Raw genomic sequence first — 18,342 nt, 5'->3', positions numbered from 1 at the left:
CGCTCAGCGGGTGGTGGTCAGGGCAGCAGCGCGTTCTGCCCACCACCACCGCCGGTCGAGGCCGGGGTCGTAGGCCTGTTGCTCGGCTTGGTGCTCGTCGCCGGGGGGTCCGTCGGCGGCGCCGTGGGCGGGGGCGTGCTGCAGCCGAGGAAGCCGCAGCTGGTCGTCGGACCGGGGTTGGTCTTGGTGTGCGACGGCGTCTGGCTCGGCTGCGTGCCCGGGCAGTCCACGCCCGGGACACAGCCCGGGCCCTGGGTGGACACGGGCGGCTGCGGCTGGTTGTTGTTGTTGGTCGGCGGCGGCTGGTTGTTGGCCGGCTGGGTCGCGGGCGGGGCCGACGGGGTTTCGCTCGTCGTCGGCGTGGGCGTCATGCTCGGCGAGACCGGGGCGCCGGAGGAGTCCACTTCGGTGCCGACCGGCTGCGGGGTCGGGAAGTCCATCTTCTTCTCGTTGGCCAGCGCGGCCTTCATGTACCGGGTGAAGACGTCGGTCGGGATGTCACCACCGTGGATGGACTCCTTGCCGCCGGTGCCGTTGAGCGACAGCCGCTCGTGCTTGCTCGGGTCCTCGCGCCACATCGCGACGCTGGTCACCAGCTGCGGGGTGTAGCCGACCCACCAGGCCGACTTGTTCTGGTCGGTGGTACCGGTCTTGCCGGCCACCGGGCGGCCCAGTTCCTTGGCCTTGAAACCGGTACCGTTCTTCACCACGTTCACCAGCACGTCGGTGACGTTGTCCGCGACGGCCGGCTCCAGGGCGACCTTGGAGTCCTTCTTGCCGAAGCCCGGGCGCTCGATGCCGTTCACCTCGACCTTGGTGACCGAGTAGGGCTCGGCCTCCTTGCCGCTGGCCGCCAGGGTGCCGTAGGCGGTGGCCATCCGGATCGGGCTGATGGTGGAGGTGCCGAGGGCGAAGGTCGGGGTCTTCGGATCCGCGAAGCTCTCCTTCCGGACGCCCATCTGCTCGGCGATGTTGGCCACGTTCTGACCGCCGACGTCCTGGTTGAGCTGGACGAAGGGCACGTTGAACGAGTTCTGCATGGCCGCCCGCAGCGAGACGTAGCCGCGCTTGCCGGAGTCCTCGTTCTTCTGCCGGTAGGGCTTGCCGTCGTCGCCGATCACCAGCGAGCCGTCCGGCTTGCGGATCTCGGACATGTCGTCGGACAGGTAGCGGCTGTCGGCGTTGATCCGCTTCGGCTTGCCCTTGTCGTCGGTGGCCGTCTGGACGCCGATCTGCATGGCGGTCGCCAGCACGAAGGGCTTGAAGGTCGAGCCGACCTGGACGCCGATGGCGTCGGCGTTGTTGTCGAAGTGGCCGTTCTCCACGCCGTCGCCGCCGTAGAGGGCGACGATCGCGCCGTCGCCGGGGCGGATGCTGGCGGAGCCGAACTGGATGAAGGTGTCGTTGTTGGGGCGCTTCTGGGCGTTGAGGTTCTCGCCCTTGACGTCGTCGACGGCCTTCTTCAGGGCGTCGACCTTGTCCTTCTCGAAGGTGGTGTAGACCTTCAGGCCGCCCTTGTCGATCACCTGCTGGGTGATCGACTTGTCGGTGGCCACCAGGTACTTGTTGGCGGTGTCGACCAGGTAGCTGACCTCACCGTTCATGCTGGAGTTGGGCTTCACCGGGATCGGGTCGGGGAACGTGCTGCACTTGGCGCGCTCCTCCGGGGTGACGGCCTTGATCTTCACCATGTTGTCGAGGATCCAGGACCACCGCCCCTGGGCCCGCTCCTTGTTCTCCGGCTTCGTCGGGTCGTAGTACGACGCGCCCTTCAACAGGCCGGCCAGCATGGCGCTCTGGCACAGGTCGAGGTCCTTGGCGTCGACCCCGTAGTAGGCCTGCGCGGCGGCCTGGGCCCCGTTCGAGCCGCGACCGAACCAGCTGGTGTTCAGGTACCCCTTGAGGATGTCCGGCTTCTGCATCTTCTGATTGATCTTCAGCGTGATGAAGAACTCCTTCAGCTTGCGGCTGAGGGTCTGCTCCTGGCTGAGGTACGCGTTCTTCACGTACTGCTGGGTGATCGTCGAGGCGCCCTGGGTCTCGCCGCCCTTGGCCATGTTGTAGACGGCGCGGAGCATGCCCTTGGGGTCGATGCCGCTGTCCTCGCGGAAGGTCTGGTTCTCCGCCGCGATCACGGCGTTCTGCAGGTTGGGGCTGATGTCGGAGAGCTCGACGATCTGACGGTTGGTCTCGCCCTTGCGGGTCATCTCCGAGCCGTCGGCCCAGTAGTAGATCGTGTTCTGGTCCTTCATCAGATCCTTGAGCTTCGGGATCTCAGTGGTCTGGTAGAGGTAGAACACCCCGCCCACGCAGGTGGCGAAGACGATCAGGAAGCCGCTCAGCCACTGCCGCCAGGACGGCAGCCAGCGCCGGACGCCGGTCTTGCCGAAGCGCGGGTAGTCGATGAACCGCTTCTTGCCGGGGCCTGCGGCGGCGGCCGCGGACGCGGAGGCGGCGGCAGCACCGCGCCGACCGCCCTTGCCGCCCTTCTGGGCGGCCTTGCGCAACTCGGCGCGGGTCATCCGGGGTTGCTGAGCGGTCTCCCGTTCGCCGGGGGGGCGCCGGCGGCCGACGCCGTCCGAGCTCACCTCGTCCCGGCCGGGTCCGCCCTGACGGCCACCACCACCCGGGGGCTGCTGCCCGTCACCGCCCGGGCTGGGCGTCCTTCGCCGTCGTTCACTCATGTTGCAGCCACTCCTCGCCAGGCGGTTCCAGCCTGAAGGCAGGGTTCACGTCGATGCCCGCCAACCGCCCTAACCCCGGAGGTGGTCCTCGTGCACACGCGACAGCGTACGCAGCCGGGAATCCCAACTAATCGGGCATCAGTCCCCAATGACCGCAAAACGGCAGCAGATCATTACACGCCCGTTGCCAATCACTCGTGCGCGTCGGCTTGTGATCACCTTCACGCGTGCCCCCCTTGCCCGTTCCGAGGGCCCGGTTTACTGTTCTCGATATATCGAGCCGATACATCGACGCGACATACCGCCCGATGCAACGGCCGGACGACGGCCGAGAGGAAGGAGGACGACGGCAATGGGCAGGCGCTCAGGAGTGCTGGAGTTCGCCGTTCTCGGTCTGCTCCACGACGCCCCGATGCACGGCTACGAGCTGCGCAAGCGGCTCAACGTCCTGCTCGGAACGTTGCGGGCGTTCTCGTACGGAACGCTCTACCCGTGCCTGAAGAGCCTGGTCGCCCAGGGCTTCCTGGTCGAGGACAACCCGGACGTCGAGTACGTCCCGGCCACCGCGCTCAACGGCAAGCGGTCCAAGACCGTCTACCGGCTCTCCCCCGAAGGCAAGCAGCGCTTCGAGGAACTGCTCGCCGACTCCGGGCCCGACGCCTGGGAGGACGAGCACTTCGGCGTCCACTTCGCGTTCTTCGGCCAGACCGACCGGGCCGTGCGGATGCGCGTCCTGGAAGGGCGCCGCAGCCGGCTGGAGGAGCGACTGGAGAAGATGCGCAACTCGCTGGCCCGGGCCCGCGAGCGGTTCGACGACTACACCGTCGAGCTGCAGCGGCACGGACTGGAGTCGGTGGAGCGCGAGGTCCGGTGGCTCAACGAGCTGATCGAGACCGAGCGGGCCAACCGCACCGGCCGGACCGGGCCCGCAACCGGCGGCAACACCACCGCCGTACCCCACAAGACTTCGGACGGCCGTGGCCAGGAGGAAGGGTCCCAGGACCCGCCCGGGCCACCGTACGACCGCCCGGGGCGCTCCGCCCAGGAGCGCTGACACCGCGTCAGCCCTGTGCCGCGCGGCAGGAGTGGGCGCCTCGCGCCCGTACAAGCAGTCATCGAAGAAGCAGGACGAGTGCCGTCGACCCCGGCGGCCCTCATGAGATCACAGGGAGCAACCGGAATGGGTTCGGTTCGCGTAGCCATCGTGGGCGTGGGCAACTGCGCCGCGTCGCTGGTGCAGGGTGTCGAGTACTACAAGGACGCCGACCCGGCCGGCAAGGTCCCCGGGCTGATGCACGTCCAGTTCGGTGAGTACCACGTCCGCGACGTGGAGTTCGTCGCCGCGTTCGATGTCGACGCCAAGAAGGTCGGCTTCGACCTGGCCGACGCCATCGGCAGCAGCGAGAACAACACCATCAAGATCTGCGACGTGCCGCCGACCGGCGTCACCGTCCAGCGCGGCCACACCCTCGACGGCCTGGGCAAGTACTACCGGGAGACCATCGAGGAGTCCGACGAGACCCCGGTCGACGTCGTCCAGGTCCTCAAGGACCAGCAGGTCGACGTCCTGGTCTGCTACCTGCCCGTCGGTTCCGAGGCCGCCGCCAAGTTCTACGCCCAGTGCGCCATCGACGCCAAGGTCGCCTTCGTGAACGCCCTGCCGGTGTTCATCGCGGGCACCAAGGAGTGGGCGGACAAGTTCACCGAGGCCGGCGTGCCGATCGTCGGTGACGACATCAAGTCCCAGGTCGGCGCCACCATCACGCACCGCGTGATGGCCAAGCTGTTCGAGGACCGCGGTGTCATCCTCGAGCGCACCATGCAGCTGAACGTCGGCGGCAACATGGACTTCAAGAACATGCTCGAGCGCGAGCGCCTGGAGTCCAAGAAGATCTCCAAGACCCAGGCCGTCACCTCGCAGATCCGCGACCGCGAGCTGGGCGCCAACAACGTCCACATCGGCCCGTCGGACTACGTGGCCTGGCTGGACGACCGCAAGTGGGCGTACGTCCGCCTCGAGGGTCGCGCGTTCGGCAACGTCCCGCTGAACCTGGAGTACAAGCTCGAGGTCTGGGACTCCCCGAACTCCGCCGGTGTCATCATCGACGCCGTGCGCGCCGCGAAGATCGCCAAGGACCGCGGCATCGGCGGCCCGATCCTGTCGGCCTCCTCGTACTTCATGAAGTCGCCGCCGGTGCAGTACTTCGACGACGAGGCCAAGGAGAACGTCGAGAAGTTCATCCGCGGCGAGGTCGAGCGCTGAGGTCGAGCGCCGGAGTCGGCGGCGGGTGACCGCCGCCGGCCGCGCCGGAGGGCCCACGATCATCGGATCGTGGGCCCTTCACCATTTCTCGGCGAATGTTTCACGTGAAACGGCGGCCGGTTCCATGGCACTCTGGGCGGGTGGCGATCACCGAGAACGGCAGCACCCACCAGTCCGCACACCGTGCCACGCTTCTCGGTCTGCTCCGCGGCCGGGACTTCCGGCGGCTGCTGACCGCCCGGGTGCTCTCCCAGCTCTCGGACGGCGTCTTCCAGGTCTCGCTCGCCGCCTACGTCGTGTTCTCCCCGGAGAAGCAGTCCTCCCCCGCCGACATCGCCTCGGTGCTGGCCGTGATGCTGCTGCCGTTCTCGGTGATCGGCCCGTTCGCCGGGGTGCTGCTGGACCGCTGGCGCCGCCGCCAGGTGCTCTACTACGGCAACCTGGCCCGCTTCGGGCTCGGCCTGGTCACCGGCGCCCTGCTCCTGGCGGAGGCGCCGACCTGGCTGTTCTTCGCCTCGGCGCTGCTGGTCACCGCGCTCAACCGGTTCATCCTGGCCGGCCTGTCCGCCGCCCTGCCCCGGGTGGTCGAGCAGGACCAGCTGGTCACCGCCAACGCGCTCTCGCCCACGCTGGGCACGGTCGCCGCCGCCTCCGGCGGAGGGGTCGGCTTCCTGCTGCACCAGGTGATGACCCCCGGGCCGAAGGCCGACGCCGCGCTGGTCACGGTGGCCGCGCTGCTCTACCTGTCGGCCGCACTGGCCGCCCGCCGGATGGACCGCGACCTGCTCGGCCCGGAGAAGCACGGCGACCGCCCGGCGCTCGGCCAGGCGTTGGTCCGGGCCGCCGTCGAACTCGGCGCCGCCGTACGCCACTTGGTGCGGGACTGCCGGCCCGCCGTGCACGCGCTGGCCGCCGTCACCGCGGCCCGGTTCTGCTACGGCGTGCTGATCGTGGTCGTGGTGATGCTCGCCCGGTACACCTTCAACGACCCCTCCGACAGCGCGGCCGGACTGGTCACGCTCGGCCAGGCGGTCGGCCTGTCCGCCGCCGGGTTCTTCGTCGCCGCGGTGATCAGCCCCTGGTGCACCCGTCGGCTCGGCCTGGCCGGCTGGATGACGGTCTGCCTGGCGGCCCCGGTGCTCTTCGTCCCGGCGCTCGGCCTGAGCTTCACCCTGCTGCCCTGCCTGATCGCGGCGCTGCTGCTCGGGGTGGTCACCCAGGGCACCAAGATCTGCGCCGACACCGTCGTCCAGGAGTCGGTCGAGGACGAGTACCGCGGCCGGGTCTTCGCGATCTACGACGTGCTGTTCAACGTCGCCTTCGTGACCGCCGCCCTGGTCACGGCGCTGGTGCTGCCGCTCTCCGGCCGCTCGGTCGTGGTGGTCGTCGGCGTCGCCGCGGTGTACGGGCTCTCGGCACTGTTCTACCTGCGCTCCGCCCGGCGGTACGGGCCGCTCCCCGGCGACCAGGCCTCCTGAAGGCTCCTGAAGGCCCTCCGCCCCTCGGAACGGGAGCGTCCGACCGAGTCGCTAAGGTACGTCAGACCTGTCGGAGCGACAGCACTCGGCCTCGGGGGACGAACTGATGAGCACACCGCCCGGCCCGTACGGGCCACCTCCGCCGTACGGGCCGCCCCCGCAGCCGGCCCCGCCGTACGGGCAGGTGCCGTACATCCCGTCGCAGCCCCAACCCGCACCACCCGGCTTCGGACCGCCCCAGCCCGGACCGTCGCAGCCCGCGCAGCCCCAACCCGCACCACCCGGCTTCGGACCGCCCCCGGCCTACGGCCAGCAGCCGCCCGGCTACGGCGCCCAACCGCCCTACGCCCAGCAGCAGCCCGTCGGCCCGTACGGCTACCCGCCCTCCGCCCCGGCCGCCGAAGCGCCCCCCGCGAAGCGCGGCGTCAAGGCGAAGCTGCGGATCGTCGGCGTGGTCGGCGGCTGCCTCGCGCTGGCCGTCGGCTACTTCGTCAGCGGCCCGAGCGTCAGCAGCGCCAAGCCCGGCAACTGCGTCCGGGTGAGCGGCACGCGCGATGTCGAGATCGTCAAGTGCACTGATACCAAAGCGAATTACCGGGTCCTTTCGACGTTCGGCGACACCACCGACGTGAACCGCTGCCGGCAGACACCGCAGACCACCAGCGCCGTCTCGGGCAAGAGCGGACGCCGCTGGAACAAGAAGCGGTACGTGCTCTGCCTCGGCCCGATGACCCCGGCCGGCGCCCCGCTGCCGGGAAAGGCCTGACCTCTGTCGGCCCTCAACTACGTGCTCTGCCTGCAGAGCCTCCACGGCTGACCCGGCACGCCCGAGGGGTGGTCCCGGCGTCGGCCGGGACCACCCCTCGCGGCGTCGCTCAGCCCTGCTGCTCGGCCCACCAGGCCCGCAGCGCGGCCACCGCCTCGTCGTGCTCCAGCGGGCCGTGCTCCAGCCGGAGTTCGAGCATGTGCTTGTACGCCTTGCCGACCTGCGGGCCGGGCTTGAGCCCGAGCAGCTCCATGATCTGGTTGCCGTCCAGTGCCGGGCGGACGGCGTCCAGCTCCTCCTGGGCCTTCAGCTCGGTGATCCGCTGCTCCAGGCCGTCGTAGGTGCGCGACAGCGCCGCCGCCTTCTTGCGGTTGCGGGTGGTGCAGTCGGAGCGGGTGAGCTTGTGCAGGCGCTCCAGCAGCGGTCCGGCGTCGGTGACGTAGCGGCGCACCGCGGAGTCCGTCCACTCGCCGCCGCCGTAGCCGTGGAAGCGCAGGTGCAGCTCGACCAGGTGCGAGACGTCCTCGGTGAGCTCCTTGGAGTACTTGAGCTCGCGCATCCGCTTGCGGGTCATCTTGGCGCCGACCACCTCGTGGTGGTGGAAGGAGACCCGGCCGTCCGACTCGAAGCGGCGGGTGCGCGGCTTGCCGATGTCGTGCAGCAGCGCGGCCAGCCGCAGGGTGAGGTCCGGGCCGTCCTGCTCCAGGTCGATGGCCTGTTCCAGGACGGTCAGCGAGTGCTCGTAGACGTCCTTGTGCCGGTGGTGCTCGTCCCGCTCCAGCCGCAGTGCGGGCAGCTCGGGCAGCACGTGGTCGGCCAGGCCGGTGTCGACCAGCAGCCGCAGGCCCTTCACCGGGTGCTTGGCCAGCAGCAGCTTGTTCAGCTCGGCCTGGACGCGCTCGGCGGACACGATGGTGATCCGCTCGGCCATCGCGGTCATCGCGGCGACGACCTCGGGGGCCGGCTCGAAGTCGAGCTGGGCGGCGAAGCGGGCGGCGCGCATCATCCGCAGCGGGTCGTCGGAGAAGGACTCCTCGGGGGTCGCGGGGGTGCGCAGCACCCGGGCCTCCAGGTCCTCCAGGCCGTGGTGCGGGTCGACGAAGCCGCGGCCGGGCAGGTCGACGGCCATCGCGTTGACGGTGAAGTCCCGGCGGACCAGGTCCTGCTCGATGGTGTCGCCGTAGGTGACCTCGGGCTTGCGGGAGGTCCGGTCGTACGCCTCGGAGCGGTAGGTGGTGATCTCGATCAGGAAGGAGCCCTCGGGGGTGTCCTTGCGGGCGCCGACCGTACCGAAGGCGATGCCGACGTCCCAGACCGCGTCCGCCCAGCCCTTGACCAGCCTGAGCACCTGCTGCGGGCGGGCGTCGGTGGTGAAGTCCAGGTCGTTGCCGAGCCTGCCGAGCAGGGCGTCCCGCACCGAGCCGCCGACCAGGGCCAGCCGGTGGCCGGCCGCCTCGAACCGCCGGGCGATCTCGTCGGCCACCGGCGACACCCGCAGCAGCTCTTGCAGCCCCAGGGTCTGGGCCTCGCTCAGGCCTGGGACGGCCTGGACGGCGGTGCTGGAACGGTCGAGGTGCGCGGTGGACTCATTGGCAGTGGACACGGCTCACAAGAGTACGTGGCCCGACAGGTCAACCGCCCGCGCGTTTTGGGCGTCTCACCCCAAGGCCCGCAACACTGCACCACGGGCTGCATCGTTACCATGCCGGTGGACGAGTCTCGGGCACCGGACAGGGGATGCGGTGTCGCGTGCCGCCGTGAACGGCGGAGCTCCCGCGGCACCAGCGCGGCGAACAGCGTCAAGCGAAGAACGTCAAGCGAACAGCATCAGCAGCGAGCGATCGAGAACGGCGAGGGCGGAACGAGTGAGTGAGCCGGCACGGCACTCGGGCCTGGGGGCGGACCGACGGCCCGGAAGGACCGAACGCCCCGTCGAAGGGCACGGTACGGGGCGGCGCGCGGGGCGGGCGGCCCGCCGCCTCGCCGCCGTCTGCGGGGCCGCCCTGGCCCTGTTCTCGGCGGTCGCCCCGGCCGCGGCGCTACCCGCCGGGGGCGGCATCCGGCCGACCGCCGACAACGGCGTCTCGGCCGAGTACCCGGTGGAGATGACCATCGAGACGGTGGCACCGCAGGTGGCCAGCCCGAACGGCATCGTGAAGATCACCGGGCACGTCACCAACACCGGCAAGGCCGCGGTCAAGAACGCCCACGCGGCCGTCCGCAAGCCGCTGTCCAGCAAGCCGCTGCAGCGGCGCAGCGACCTGTCCCTGGTGGCCACCCGCAGCGGCCCGAGCAACTCCGACGGCGTGGAGCTGGACAGCCCGCAGTACGCCCTGCCGGAGCTGGGCCCGGGCCAGAACCAGCCCTACACCCTGAGCGTCTCGGTGAGCGACCTCGGGCTGTCCGACAGCGGCGTCTACGAGCTCGCGGTGGACGCCTGGGGCTCGACCGCCGACAACCAGCGCGACCGGCCGCTGGGCATCGCCCGGACCTTCCTGCCGTACAACCCGGGCGGCGCCGAGGCGCAGCCCAGCAAGGTCACCACGCTCTGGCCGCTGGTGCACGCGCCGGTGCTGGCCGCGCAGACCTACTCCGACAACGACCAGCCCGTCCCGGTCCTGCGCGACGACAGCCTGACCGCCGACTTCTCCCCGGGCGGCCGGCTGTACGAGCTGGTGGACACCGGGTCCAAGATGACCGGGCTGACCTGGGTGGTCGACCCGGACCTGCTGGACACCGCGTTCGCGATGACCAGGCCGTACCGGGTGCAGAAGCCGGGCCAGGACGTCGGCAAGCCGGCCAAGGACGACAACACCGTCCCCGGCACCGGCCAGGCGGCCGCCACGGCCTGGCTGGACAAGCTGCGGGCCGCCGTCGCCAAGCCGGGCGGCCAGGTGGTGTCGCTGCCCTACGCCGACCCGGACCTCGCCTCGATCGCGCACAACGGCGCCGACCTGACCGGGATGGCCACCGCCCTGGGCAAGGCGGCCACCGCCGGCCGGCTCACCGTCGAGGGCCGGCTGTCCGTCGACACCCGCTCGGACGTGGCCTGGCCGTACCAGGGCTACCTGGACCAGCAGATCGCGGGCATCGCCCAGCAGTCCGGCGACAGCCTGGTCCTGGTCAACGGCGCGAGCATGCCGGAGCCGGACGCGATGAACTACACCCCGACCGCGGTGCGCCCGATCGGCAGCGGGCAGAACGCGGTGGTCGCCGACGAGACCGTCTCCTCGCTGTTCCAGACCGACCTCGCCTCCCCGCAGGCGCAGACCAGGGCCAACCAGCGCTTCCTCGCCGAGACCTACACGATCACCCACGAGCAGCCGCAGAACCAGCGCGGCCTGCTGGTGATGCCGCCGCGCGACCTGACCGCGAGCACCGCCAAGGTGCTGGCGGACGCCCTGCAGACGGCCTCCGACAACAAGTGGCTCACCCCGGTCAAGCTGGACACCCTGGCCCAGGCCTCGCCCGACCCGAAGGCCGGCAACACCGTCCCGGCGGCCGTCGACTACCCGGCCCAGGTCCGCGCCTCGGAGCTGTCCGCGGCCGAGCTGAGCAGCACCGACGAGATCCAGCAGAACCTGGACACGCTGATGCGGGTGCTCACCCTGCCCCAGCGGGTGCGCGGCCCGTTCAGCGCCGCGATGGTCCGCTCGCTGTCCACCGAGTGGCGCACCAACGCGGCGGCCGGCAGCACCTACCGCGCGGACGTCGCCAAGTACCTGGACGAACTGACCGGGGCCGTCCGGGTGCCGAAGAAGAACGTCGTCACCTTCGCCGGCAACACCGGTCTGCTCCAGGTCAGCGTCCGCAACGACCTCACCCAGACCGTCACCAACCTCAAGCTGGTGCTCACCTCGACCCAGCCGAACCGGCTGCGGGTGGGCAAGGAGGAGGAACTGGTCATCCCCGCCTCCCAGAGCGTCACCCTCCGGTTCAACGCCGAGGCGCACAACAACGGCCCGGTCAACATGACCGCCCAGCTCTGGACCACCGGCCCCAACCCGCAGAAGTACGGCGAACCGCAGCAGTTCAGGGTGGACGTCACCTCGGTGACCAACGGCGTGCTGTACGTCTTCGCGGCCGCCGCCGCCCTGCTGCTGCTGGCCGCGCTGCGCTTCGTGCGCCAGCGCAAGCGGCGGGCCGGGCAGCCGCACGCCGACGGCGACCAGCCGGTCGACGGCCCGGCGGCGGGCGGGGCTCAGGACCCGGACGGGGACGCGAACGGGGACGCGAACGGCGAGAAGCCCGACGGCGAGGCCGGGGGCGGTGCCGGCGGACCTGCCGGGAAGGGCCCCGGTGACGGCCCCGGTGGCGGCCCCGAGGCCGGCTCCGACGGCGGATCCGCCGGGGCCGGCCCCGCGCAGACACCGCGCGGCAGCAACGCGGATGGCCGGGATCGGACCGCCAGTGATGAGAAGGTTGGTCCTTGATACCGCCGAGACCCCGCAACGCCGGGCCGGCCTCCCCCACGACAGCGAAGAGGTGACATGACCGGGCGCAGCGAGGAGCGGCCGCCGGGCCGCGGTGAGAACCGGCCGGGCGCCGAGTCGCCGTCCGGCGACTGGTACGTGGCCGACACCTACGCCCAGGACCCGTACGCGGCCGACGCGTACGGGAACCCGCAGGCCGGCCAGGACCCGTACGGTCTGCGGGCCGACCGGCCCGCGGCACCTCAGCCGCCGGCCACCGCGTACGACGTGCCGCCGCAGCTGCCGCCGCAGGGCGGCGGCTACCCGACGCCGGTGCCGCCGGCGCAGTACTCGGCGCCGACGCCGTTCGCGGCCCCGGTGCCGCCCGTGCAGCCCGGCTGGGACACCCCGGTGCAGGCCGCCTGGCAGGATGCCCCGGCTCCGGCCGGCGGCGGCCAGTGGGGCGGCCCGGAGCAGCCCCGGCCGCAGTGGGAGCCGGGCCCGGCGCACTCGACCTGGGACAGCGAGACCACCGAGTACGTCGGGGTGGACGCGCTGTTCGGCGGCCAGCAGGCGCAGGCCGCGGCCCAGCCGCCGGTGCCCCCGCCCGCCCCGGCGCACCCGACGGCACCGCCGGTCGCTCCCCCGCCCCCCGCCGCCGTGCCGCCGGTCGCTCCCGCGCCGTACCCGCCGGTGGGCGGCTACCCGGGGCAGCAGCAGTACGCCGGCCCGGACGGGCACCGCCCCTTCGTCCCCCCGATCGAGTTCGACCCGCCGCTCTCCGAGGACGAGGCCACCATGCAGGTGGCCGCCGTGGCGGTGCCGCCGGCGGTGGAGCCGCTGGCGGACCTCGTCGCCGAGGAGCGCGCCGCGCAGTACGCGCCCGCGCCCGCGGCCGAGCCCGCCCCGGCGGCCGGCGGCGGCGGCAAGGTCGCGAGCCTGCTGAACTCCAGCGCGATCATGGCGGCCGGCACGCTGGTCTCCCGCGGCACCGGCTTCGTCCGGACCATGGTGATCACCGCGGCCATCGGCGTCGCCGTCATGGGCGACTCGTACAACGCCGCGTACACCCTGCCGACCCTGCTGTACATCCTGATCGGCGGCGGCGCGCTGAACGCCGTCTTCGTGCCGCAGCTGGTGCGCAGCATGAAGAACGACGAGGACGGCGGCACCGCGTACGCCAGCCGGCTGCTCACCCTGGTGATGGTCGGGCTCGGCGGCGTGGTGTTCCTCGCGGTGCTCGGGGCCCCGCTGCTGGTGCAGCTGATCTCGCACCCGATGATGGAGAACGCGGAACGCGCCGAGACCACGGTCGCGCTGGCCCGGTACTGCCTGCCGACCATCTTCTTCATGGGCGTCCACGTGGTGATGGGGCAGATCCTCAACGCCCGCGGCCGGTTCGGCGCGATGATGTGGACCCCGGTCCTCAACAACATCGTGGTGATCTTCACCTTCGGCGCCTACATCTGGGTGTACGGCGGCTACAGCGGCACGCACGTGACCCCCGAGGGCATCTCGCCCGAGGGCATCCGGCTGCTCGGCCTCGGCACCCTGCTCGGCCTGGTCGTCCAGTCGCTGGCGATGATCCCGTACCTGCGGTCGGCCGGCTTCCGCTACCGGCCGCGCTTCGACTGGCGCGGCCACGGCCTGGGCAAGGCCGCCCGGCTGGCCAAGTGGACCTTCCTCTTCGTGCTCGCCAACCAGGCCGGCTTCCTGGTCATCACCCAGCTGGCCACCGCCGCCGGCAGCGCCGCCGAGAAGGGCGGCCACGAGGGCGTCGGCCTCGCGGCGTTCTCCAACGCCCTGCTGATCTGGCAGCTCCCGCAGGCCGTGATCACCGTCTCGATCATGAGCGCGGTGCTCCCCCGGCTCTCCCGGGCGGCGGCCGACGAGGACGCCGGCGCCGTCCGCGACGACCTGTCGTACGGGCTGCGCACCACCGCGGTGGCGGTCGTCCCGGGCGCCTTCCTGTTCCTGGCGCTCGGCCCGGCGATCGCCCGCTCGATCTACGGGATCGGCGGCGGTGACCGGGCCCTGGACAACGCCACCAACGTCGGCCTGATGCTCTCGGCCTTCGCGCTCGGGCTGATCCCGTACTCGGCCCAGTACGTGATGCTGCGCGGCTTCTACGCCTACGAGGACACCCGGACGCCGTTCTCCAACACCGTCTGGGTCGCGGTCTGCCAGGCCGGGTTCTCGGTGCTCTGCTGGTTCGCGCTGCCCGCCCAGTGGACCGTGATCGGGATGGCCTTCGGCTATGGTCTGGCCTACGCCGTCGGGGTGACGGTCGCACTGCCGAAGCTGAAGAAGAAGATCGGCGGGCTGGACAGCAAGCGGATCGGCAAGACGTACAGCCGGCTGGCCACCGCCGGCGTGCCGTCCGCGCTGGTCGGCCTCGGCGTCAGCCTGGCGGTCCAGCAGGTGCTCGACGGCTGGATGGGCAGCGTGCTGTCCCTCGTCGTGGGCGGCGGCCTCCAGCTGGCCGTGTTCGTGCTGATCGCGAAGCGCCTGCGGATCGAGGAGCTCAACGCCATGCTCGGCATGGTGCGCGGCCGGCTGGGCCGCTGATCCACCACACCGACCGACCGGACGAGCGGGCGCCCTGACCGGGTGTCAACGGGAGCCACCGGCTCCTCCGCCCGTCCGGCCGGGTGCCGGGCCGCCGCCCGCGCCCGGCTCCGCCCGGGCCGCGAGATGGCGGCCCGGTGTCGGATCTGCACCACATCTCTCCACCAGCACGCAACCGAGCGCGCCCCTCAGCGGTCGTACTCGGTGGAGAAGAGTGGGCACAATTGTCCTGGAGCACGTGGCCGCCAACCCGCGGGCTCCAGCGACTCTCTCAAGCCGGGGCGACACAAGGGGAGGCAGGACCACGGTGGCTGATGGCACCAAGGCGGTCGTCGACACGTCAGCAGCTGACGCGGCGGCGGACGAGGCCGCACTGGCCGCGGCGATCGACGAGCTCACGGCGGGGAAGGCCGCCAAGGCGGGCGCCGCCGACACCTCCTCCAAGAACCCGTCCGAGAACCCGTCCGAGGACGCGCCCGAGGACCGGGCCGCCGCCCCGGACACCCCGGTGGCCGCCGACGCGGACACCGACGCCTCCGACGCCGGCCAGGGCACCCCCCGCGGCGAGGAGACCTCGGAGATCACCGCTCCGCTCTCGGTCCACGAGATCGCCGCCGAGCTGGCCGCCGGCGGCGCCGCCCGGCGCAAGCCCGCCGCCCCGGAGCCCGCGGCCGCCAAGCGCCGCCCCACCGACCCGCAGCCCACCGTCGACCCGCGCGACACCGCCACCCTGCCCCGCACCCTCCCCGCCCCGATGCGGCACAGCGGCGACATGATCGGCCACCGGTACCGGCTCGAGGAGTGCATCTCCCAGACCGAGACCTTCAGCAGCTGGCGCGCGGTCGACGAGAAGCTGCGCCGGGCCGTCGGCGTCCACCTGATGGCCTCCGGCCACCAGCGCGCCCGCAAGGTGCTCGCCGCCGCGAAGTCCGCCGCCCTGCTCGGCGACCCGCGCTTCGTCCAGGTCCTGGACGCCGTCCAGGAGGGCGAGCTGGTCTACGTCGTGCGGGAGTGGCTGCCGCACGCCTCCGACCTCGCCAAGCTGCTCGCCGACGGCCCGATGGAGCCGCACGAGGCGTACCAGATGGTCCGCCAGGTGACCGACGCGGTCGCCGCCGCCCACCGGCGCGGCCAGGCCCACCTGCGGCTCACCCCGCGCTGCGTGCTGCGCACCGACAGCGGCCAGTACCGGATCAACGGCATCGCGGTGGACGCCGCCCTGCGCGGGCTGCCCGACGAGAACAGCACCGACGGCTCCGAGCGCACCGACACCCGCGCGATCGGCGCCCTGCTGTTCGCCGCGCTCACCCACCGCTGGCCCTACCCGGAGGACCGCTACGACCTCCAGGGCCTACCCAAGGGCCTCCAGAACGCCGCGCCGGACCAGGTCCGCGCGGGCGTCCACAAGGGCCTGTCCGAGCTGGCCGCGCGGGCCCTGTTCGACCATCCGCCGCACCACGCCGAGCCGATCACCACCCCGGAGGAGCTGACCCGGGCGATCGCGCAGATGCCCCGGATCCGCCAGCCCGAACCGGAGCTGCCCGCCTTCCCGGCCCCGCCCCGGCACAACACCCACGCGCTGCCGACCGCGCCCAACCCGACCCGGGTGGCCGACCCGGCCGTCGCCCCGCTGCCCGCCTCGTCCCGGCCGACCTCGAACCGGCGCACCCGGCGGCGGCTGCGCCGAGTCGTCAAGGCCACGGCCTGGACGGTCGCCCTGGGCGCCATCGGCGTCGCCTCCTGGCAGTTCGTGGACAACCTGCGCAACACCGGACCGGTCACCACCCCGCGGGCCACCGCCACCAGCGACGCACCGACCCCGCAGGCCAGCACCCACAACCCGACGCCGATCGCGCCCAAGGCCGCCCTCTCGTACAACCCGAAGGGCGACTCGGCGGAATCCGCCTGGGCCCTCCCGAAGGCCATCGACGGCGACCCCAGCACGAGCTGGCCGACCTACGGCTACGACGACCAGTTCGTCCCGGGCGGCTACAAGGAGGGCACCGGTCTGCTGATCGACCTCGGCTCGCCGCACGCCGTCAGCTCGGTGAGCGTCCAGTTCGTCGGCAACACCACGGCCGAGCTGCGGATCCCGAACGCCCAGGCGGCGGACAACCCGCAGAAGGCGCCGCTGACCTCCTTCACGGTCGCGGGGAAGAAGAGCGGCAACACCGTCGACTTCGCTCTCAGCACCCCGACGAACACCCGCTACCTCTTGATCTGGCTGACCAGCCTGCCGAAGGATACGGATGGCAAGTTCCGCGGGCAGGTCGCCGAGGTGAAGGTCACCGGCTGACCGGAGATACGGCCAGCGGGACGACGGCGAGGGGGGCGAGGGTGACGGTGGCGGAGGACGACGCGGCGCTGCTCGCCCGGCACGTCGCCGGCGACCCGGACGCCTTCGGCACCCTGGTGAACCGCCACCGCGACCGGCTCTGGGCGGTCGCCCTGCGCACCCTGGGCGACCGCGAGGAGGCCGCCGACGCCCTCCAGGACGCCCTGGTCTCCGCCTTCCGCGCCGCCCCCGGCTTCCAGAGCCGCTCGGCGGTCACCACCTGGCTGCACCGGATCGTGGTCAACGCCTGTCTGGACCGCGCCCGGCGCAGCGCCACCCGCCGCACCACCCCGCTCGACGAGGACCCGCGGCGCCTGGACACCCTGGTCGGCGCCGCGGAGCCGGCCGACTCCCCGGTGGTCCGGGCCGAGGTGCAGCGCGAACTGGCCGCCGCGCTCGCCGAGCTGCCCGCCGAGCAGCGGGCCGCGCTGGTCCTGGTCGACATGCAGGGCTACCCCGTCGCCGAGGCCGCCGAGCTGCTGGGCGTCCCGGTGGGCACGGTGAAGAGCCGCTGCGCCCGGGGTCGGGCCCGGCTGCTCCCGCTGGTCCGCCACCTGCGCGCGAGCGGCGGCGGGCCGGATGTTTCACGTGAAACACCGGAAACGCCGAAAACACCGACCGCCCCCGGGGCGGCCCCGCCACCTCGGCGGAACACGCCGGGGAACCCGACGGGCACCGGCACCGTCACAGGGACAGGCCCGAACACCGGTCGGACGGTTCTGGAAGGAGACGCGAGCACGCGATGACGGCCCACCTCTCCTCCCCCGGCCCCGCCGGCCCCGCCGAGGACCACCCCTCCGTCGACGAGCTCGCCGACCTCGCCGAGGGGCTGGTCGAGTCCGCCGACGCCGCCCGGACGCTGCGCCGGCACCTGGACGGCTGCGCCGAGTGCCGCGAGACCGCCGACGCGCTCGGCGAGGTCCAGGCACTGCTCGGCGCCGTCGAGGCACCGCCGATGCCCGCCGACGTCGCCGCCCGGCTGGACGCCGCCCTCGCTGCGGCCGCCGCCTCTTCCACCGCCTCCTCCGCCTCCGCAGCGACGGAGGAGGCCGAGAACGCCCCCCTCGCGGCCTCCCGGGCCGCCTCCCCTGCCCCGGCCGCCCGGGCCGCCGCGGCGCCCGCCGCACCCCCTTCCCGGCCCGCCGCGCCCACCGGCCCGGGCCGTCCCCGCCCCCGGCGGCGGCGCGCCGGCCTGCTGCTCGGCGCGACCGCCGCCCTGGCCGCGATCGCCCTCGGCGCGACCCTGCTGCTGCACCCGACCGGCCAGGGCGACCAGCACCCGGCCCTGTCCGCCGGCGCCCCCGCCTCCGCCTCCCTCGGCACCGGCGCGAGCCCCGGCACGGGGCAGAGCTCCCGCGCCGACCACGCCGCGGGCGCCGGCCCGACCTACCAGGACGACCAGCTCGCCGCCCAGGTCCAGCAGCTGCTGGCCCGGTCGGGCACCGCCCCCGGGCTGCGCCCGACCGGGCCCGCCAAGCCCTCCGCCGCGATGCCCGCCGACGGCCGCCAGGAGCTCACCACCCAGGCCTCCCCGCCGTCATCCCAGCCGTCATCCCCGCCGTCCTGCCCGGCCCCCGCCGAGGGCGTGCCGCTGGCCACCGACCACGGCAGCTACGCGGGCGCCCCGGTCGAGGTCCTGGTCTACCCGGCGCCCGGCCGGCCCGGGTTCGCGGACGTCTACCTGCGCTCCCCCGGCTGCGGCCCGGTCGTGCTGCAGCGCACCGTCCCCACCCGTTGACGTCCCGGGGAACGGAGGTCCCTGGGATCGGGGCTCCGTTCCCATGCGATCGACGAGCAGGGCGCCGCGCCGCTCCCACAGTGCGGCCGCCTGGTACT

11 protein-coding genes are annotated in these 18,342 nt (G+C 72.6%); 9 read left to right on the top strand and 2 right to left on the bottom strand.

What is annotated here, in order from left to right; all coding sequences use genetic code 11:
- Positions 1-17 precede the first annotated feature (17 nt).
- Positions 18-2,684 (bottom strand): transglycosylase domain-containing protein, encoded by a 2,667-nt coding sequence (locus OG556_RS17675; protein WP_371517881.1) that lies wholly within the window; start codon positions 2,682-2,684, stop codon positions 18-20.
- A gap of 352 nt (positions 2,685-3,036) precedes the next feature.
- Between OG556_RS17675 and OG556_RS17670 the strand changes: the two genes are divergently transcribed.
- The 4 genes from OG556_RS17670 to OG556_RS17655 all read left to right on the top strand — a co-directional run bounded on the left by OG556_RS17670 (position 3,037) and on the right by OG556_RS17655 (position 7,191).
- Positions 3,037-3,738 carry a PadR family transcriptional regulator gene (locus tag OG556_RS17670; protein ID WP_063348480.1) on the top strand — a complete coding sequence of 234 codons (702 nt, stop codon included), beginning with the start codon at positions 3,037-3,039 and terminating at the stop codon, positions 3,736-3,738.
- A gap of 126 nt (positions 3,739-3,864) precedes the next feature.
- Entirely contained in the window at positions 3,865-4,947 is a 1,083-nt protein-coding gene (locus OG556_RS17665; protein ID WP_363579861.1) for an inositol-3-phosphate synthase, read from the top strand.
- 140 nt (positions 4,948-5,087) lie between these two features.
- Positions 5,088-6,425, top strand: a complete 1,338-nt coding sequence (locus OG556_RS17660; protein WP_371517880.1) for an MFS transporter — start codon at positions 5,088-5,090, stop codon at positions 6,423-6,425.
- Between the two features lie 106 nt (positions 6,426-6,531).
- Positions 6,532-7,191, top strand: a complete 660-nt coding sequence (locus OG556_RS17655) for a hypothetical protein (RefSeq protein WP_371517879.1) — start codon at positions 6,532-6,534, stop codon at positions 7,189-7,191.
- Between the two features lie 109 nt (positions 7,192-7,300).
- Here the strand turns inward: OG556_RS17655 and OG556_RS17650 are convergent, their stop codons facing one another.
- The gene (locus OG556_RS17650) at positions 7,301-8,701 is read right to left on the bottom strand and encodes a CCA tRNA nucleotidyltransferase (protein WP_371522743.1); all 1,401 of its coding nucleotides are present in this window, start codon (positions 8,699-8,701) and stop codon (positions 7,301-7,303) included.
- 355 nt (positions 8,702-9,056) lie between these two features.
- On the opposite strand from OG556_RS17650, the gene OG556_RS17645 reads away from it, so the two are divergent.
- The 5 genes from OG556_RS17645 (at position 9,057) to OG556_RS17625 (ending at position 18,244) form a co-directional block, all read left to right on the top strand.
- The gene (locus OG556_RS17645) at positions 9,057-11,624 is read left to right on the top strand and encodes a DUF6049 family protein (protein ID WP_371517878.1); all 2,568 of its coding nucleotides are present in this window, start codon (positions 9,057-9,059) and stop codon (positions 11,622-11,624) included.
- A gap of 57 nt (positions 11,625-11,681) precedes the next feature.
- Positions 11,682-14,171: a murein biosynthesis integral membrane protein MurJ gene (murJ, locus tag OG556_RS17640; protein ID WP_371517876.1), complete on the top strand. Its 2,490-nt coding sequence runs from the start codon at positions 11,682-11,684 to the stop codon at positions 14,169-14,171.
- Between the two features lie 307 nt (positions 14,172-14,478).
- The gene (locus OG556_RS17635; protein WP_371517875.1) at positions 14,479-16,467 is read left to right on the top strand and encodes a serine/threonine protein kinase; all 1,989 of its coding nucleotides are present in this window, start codon (positions 14,479-14,481) and stop codon (positions 16,465-16,467) included.
- A gap of 41 nt (positions 16,468-16,508) precedes the next feature.
- Positions 16,509-17,252, top strand: coding sequence for an RNA polymerase sigma factor SigM (gene sigM / locus OG556_RS17630; RefSeq protein WP_371517874.1), 744 nt, complete (start codon positions 16,509-16,511; stop codon positions 17,250-17,252).
- Positions 17,249-18,244 (top strand): hypothetical protein, encoded by a 996-nt coding sequence (locus tag OG556_RS17625; RefSeq protein WP_371517873.1) that lies wholly within the window; start codon positions 17,249-17,251, stop codon positions 18,242-18,244. Before sigM ends, OG556_RS17625 begins: the two co-directional genes overlap by 4 nt.
- Positions 18,245-18,342: the final 98 nt, after the last annotated feature.

The sequence above is a fragment of the Kitasatospora sp. NBC_01300 genome, from assembly GCF_041435235.1.
Lineage (GTDB): Bacteria > Actinomycetota > Actinomycetes > Streptomycetales > Streptomycetaceae > Kitasatospora.
The sequence above is the reverse complement of the archived record's forward strand: the minus strand, read 5'-3'. Positions and strand labels throughout refer to the sequence as shown.

What these genes read in the sequence shown, in the direction of transcription:
- OG556_RS17675 (WP_371517881.1), bottom strand. Translation starts at nt 2,684, where the DNA reads ATGAGTGAACGACGGCGAAGGACGCCCAGCCCGGGCGGTGACGGGCAG.
- OG556_RS17670 (WP_063348480.1), top strand. Translation starts at nt 3,037, where the DNA reads ATGGGCAGGCGCTCAGGAGTGCTGGAGTTCGCCGTTCTCGGTCTGCTC.
- OG556_RS17665 (WP_363579861.1), top strand. Translation starts at nt 3,865, where the DNA reads ATGGGTTCGGTTCGCGTAGCCATCGTGGGCGTGGGCAACTGCGCCGCG.
- OG556_RS17655 (WP_371517879.1), top strand. Translation starts at nt 6,532, where the DNA reads ATGAGCACACCGCCCGGCCCGTACGGGCCACCTCCGCCGTACGGGCCG.
- murJ (WP_371517876.1), top strand. Translation starts at nt 11,682, where the DNA reads ATGACCGGGCGCAGCGAGGAGCGGCCGCCGGGCCGCGGTGAGAACCGG.
- OG556_RS17625 (WP_371517873.1), top strand. Translation starts at nt 17,249, where the DNA reads ATGACGGCCCACCTCTCCTCCCCCGGCCCCGCCGGCCCCGCCGAGGAC.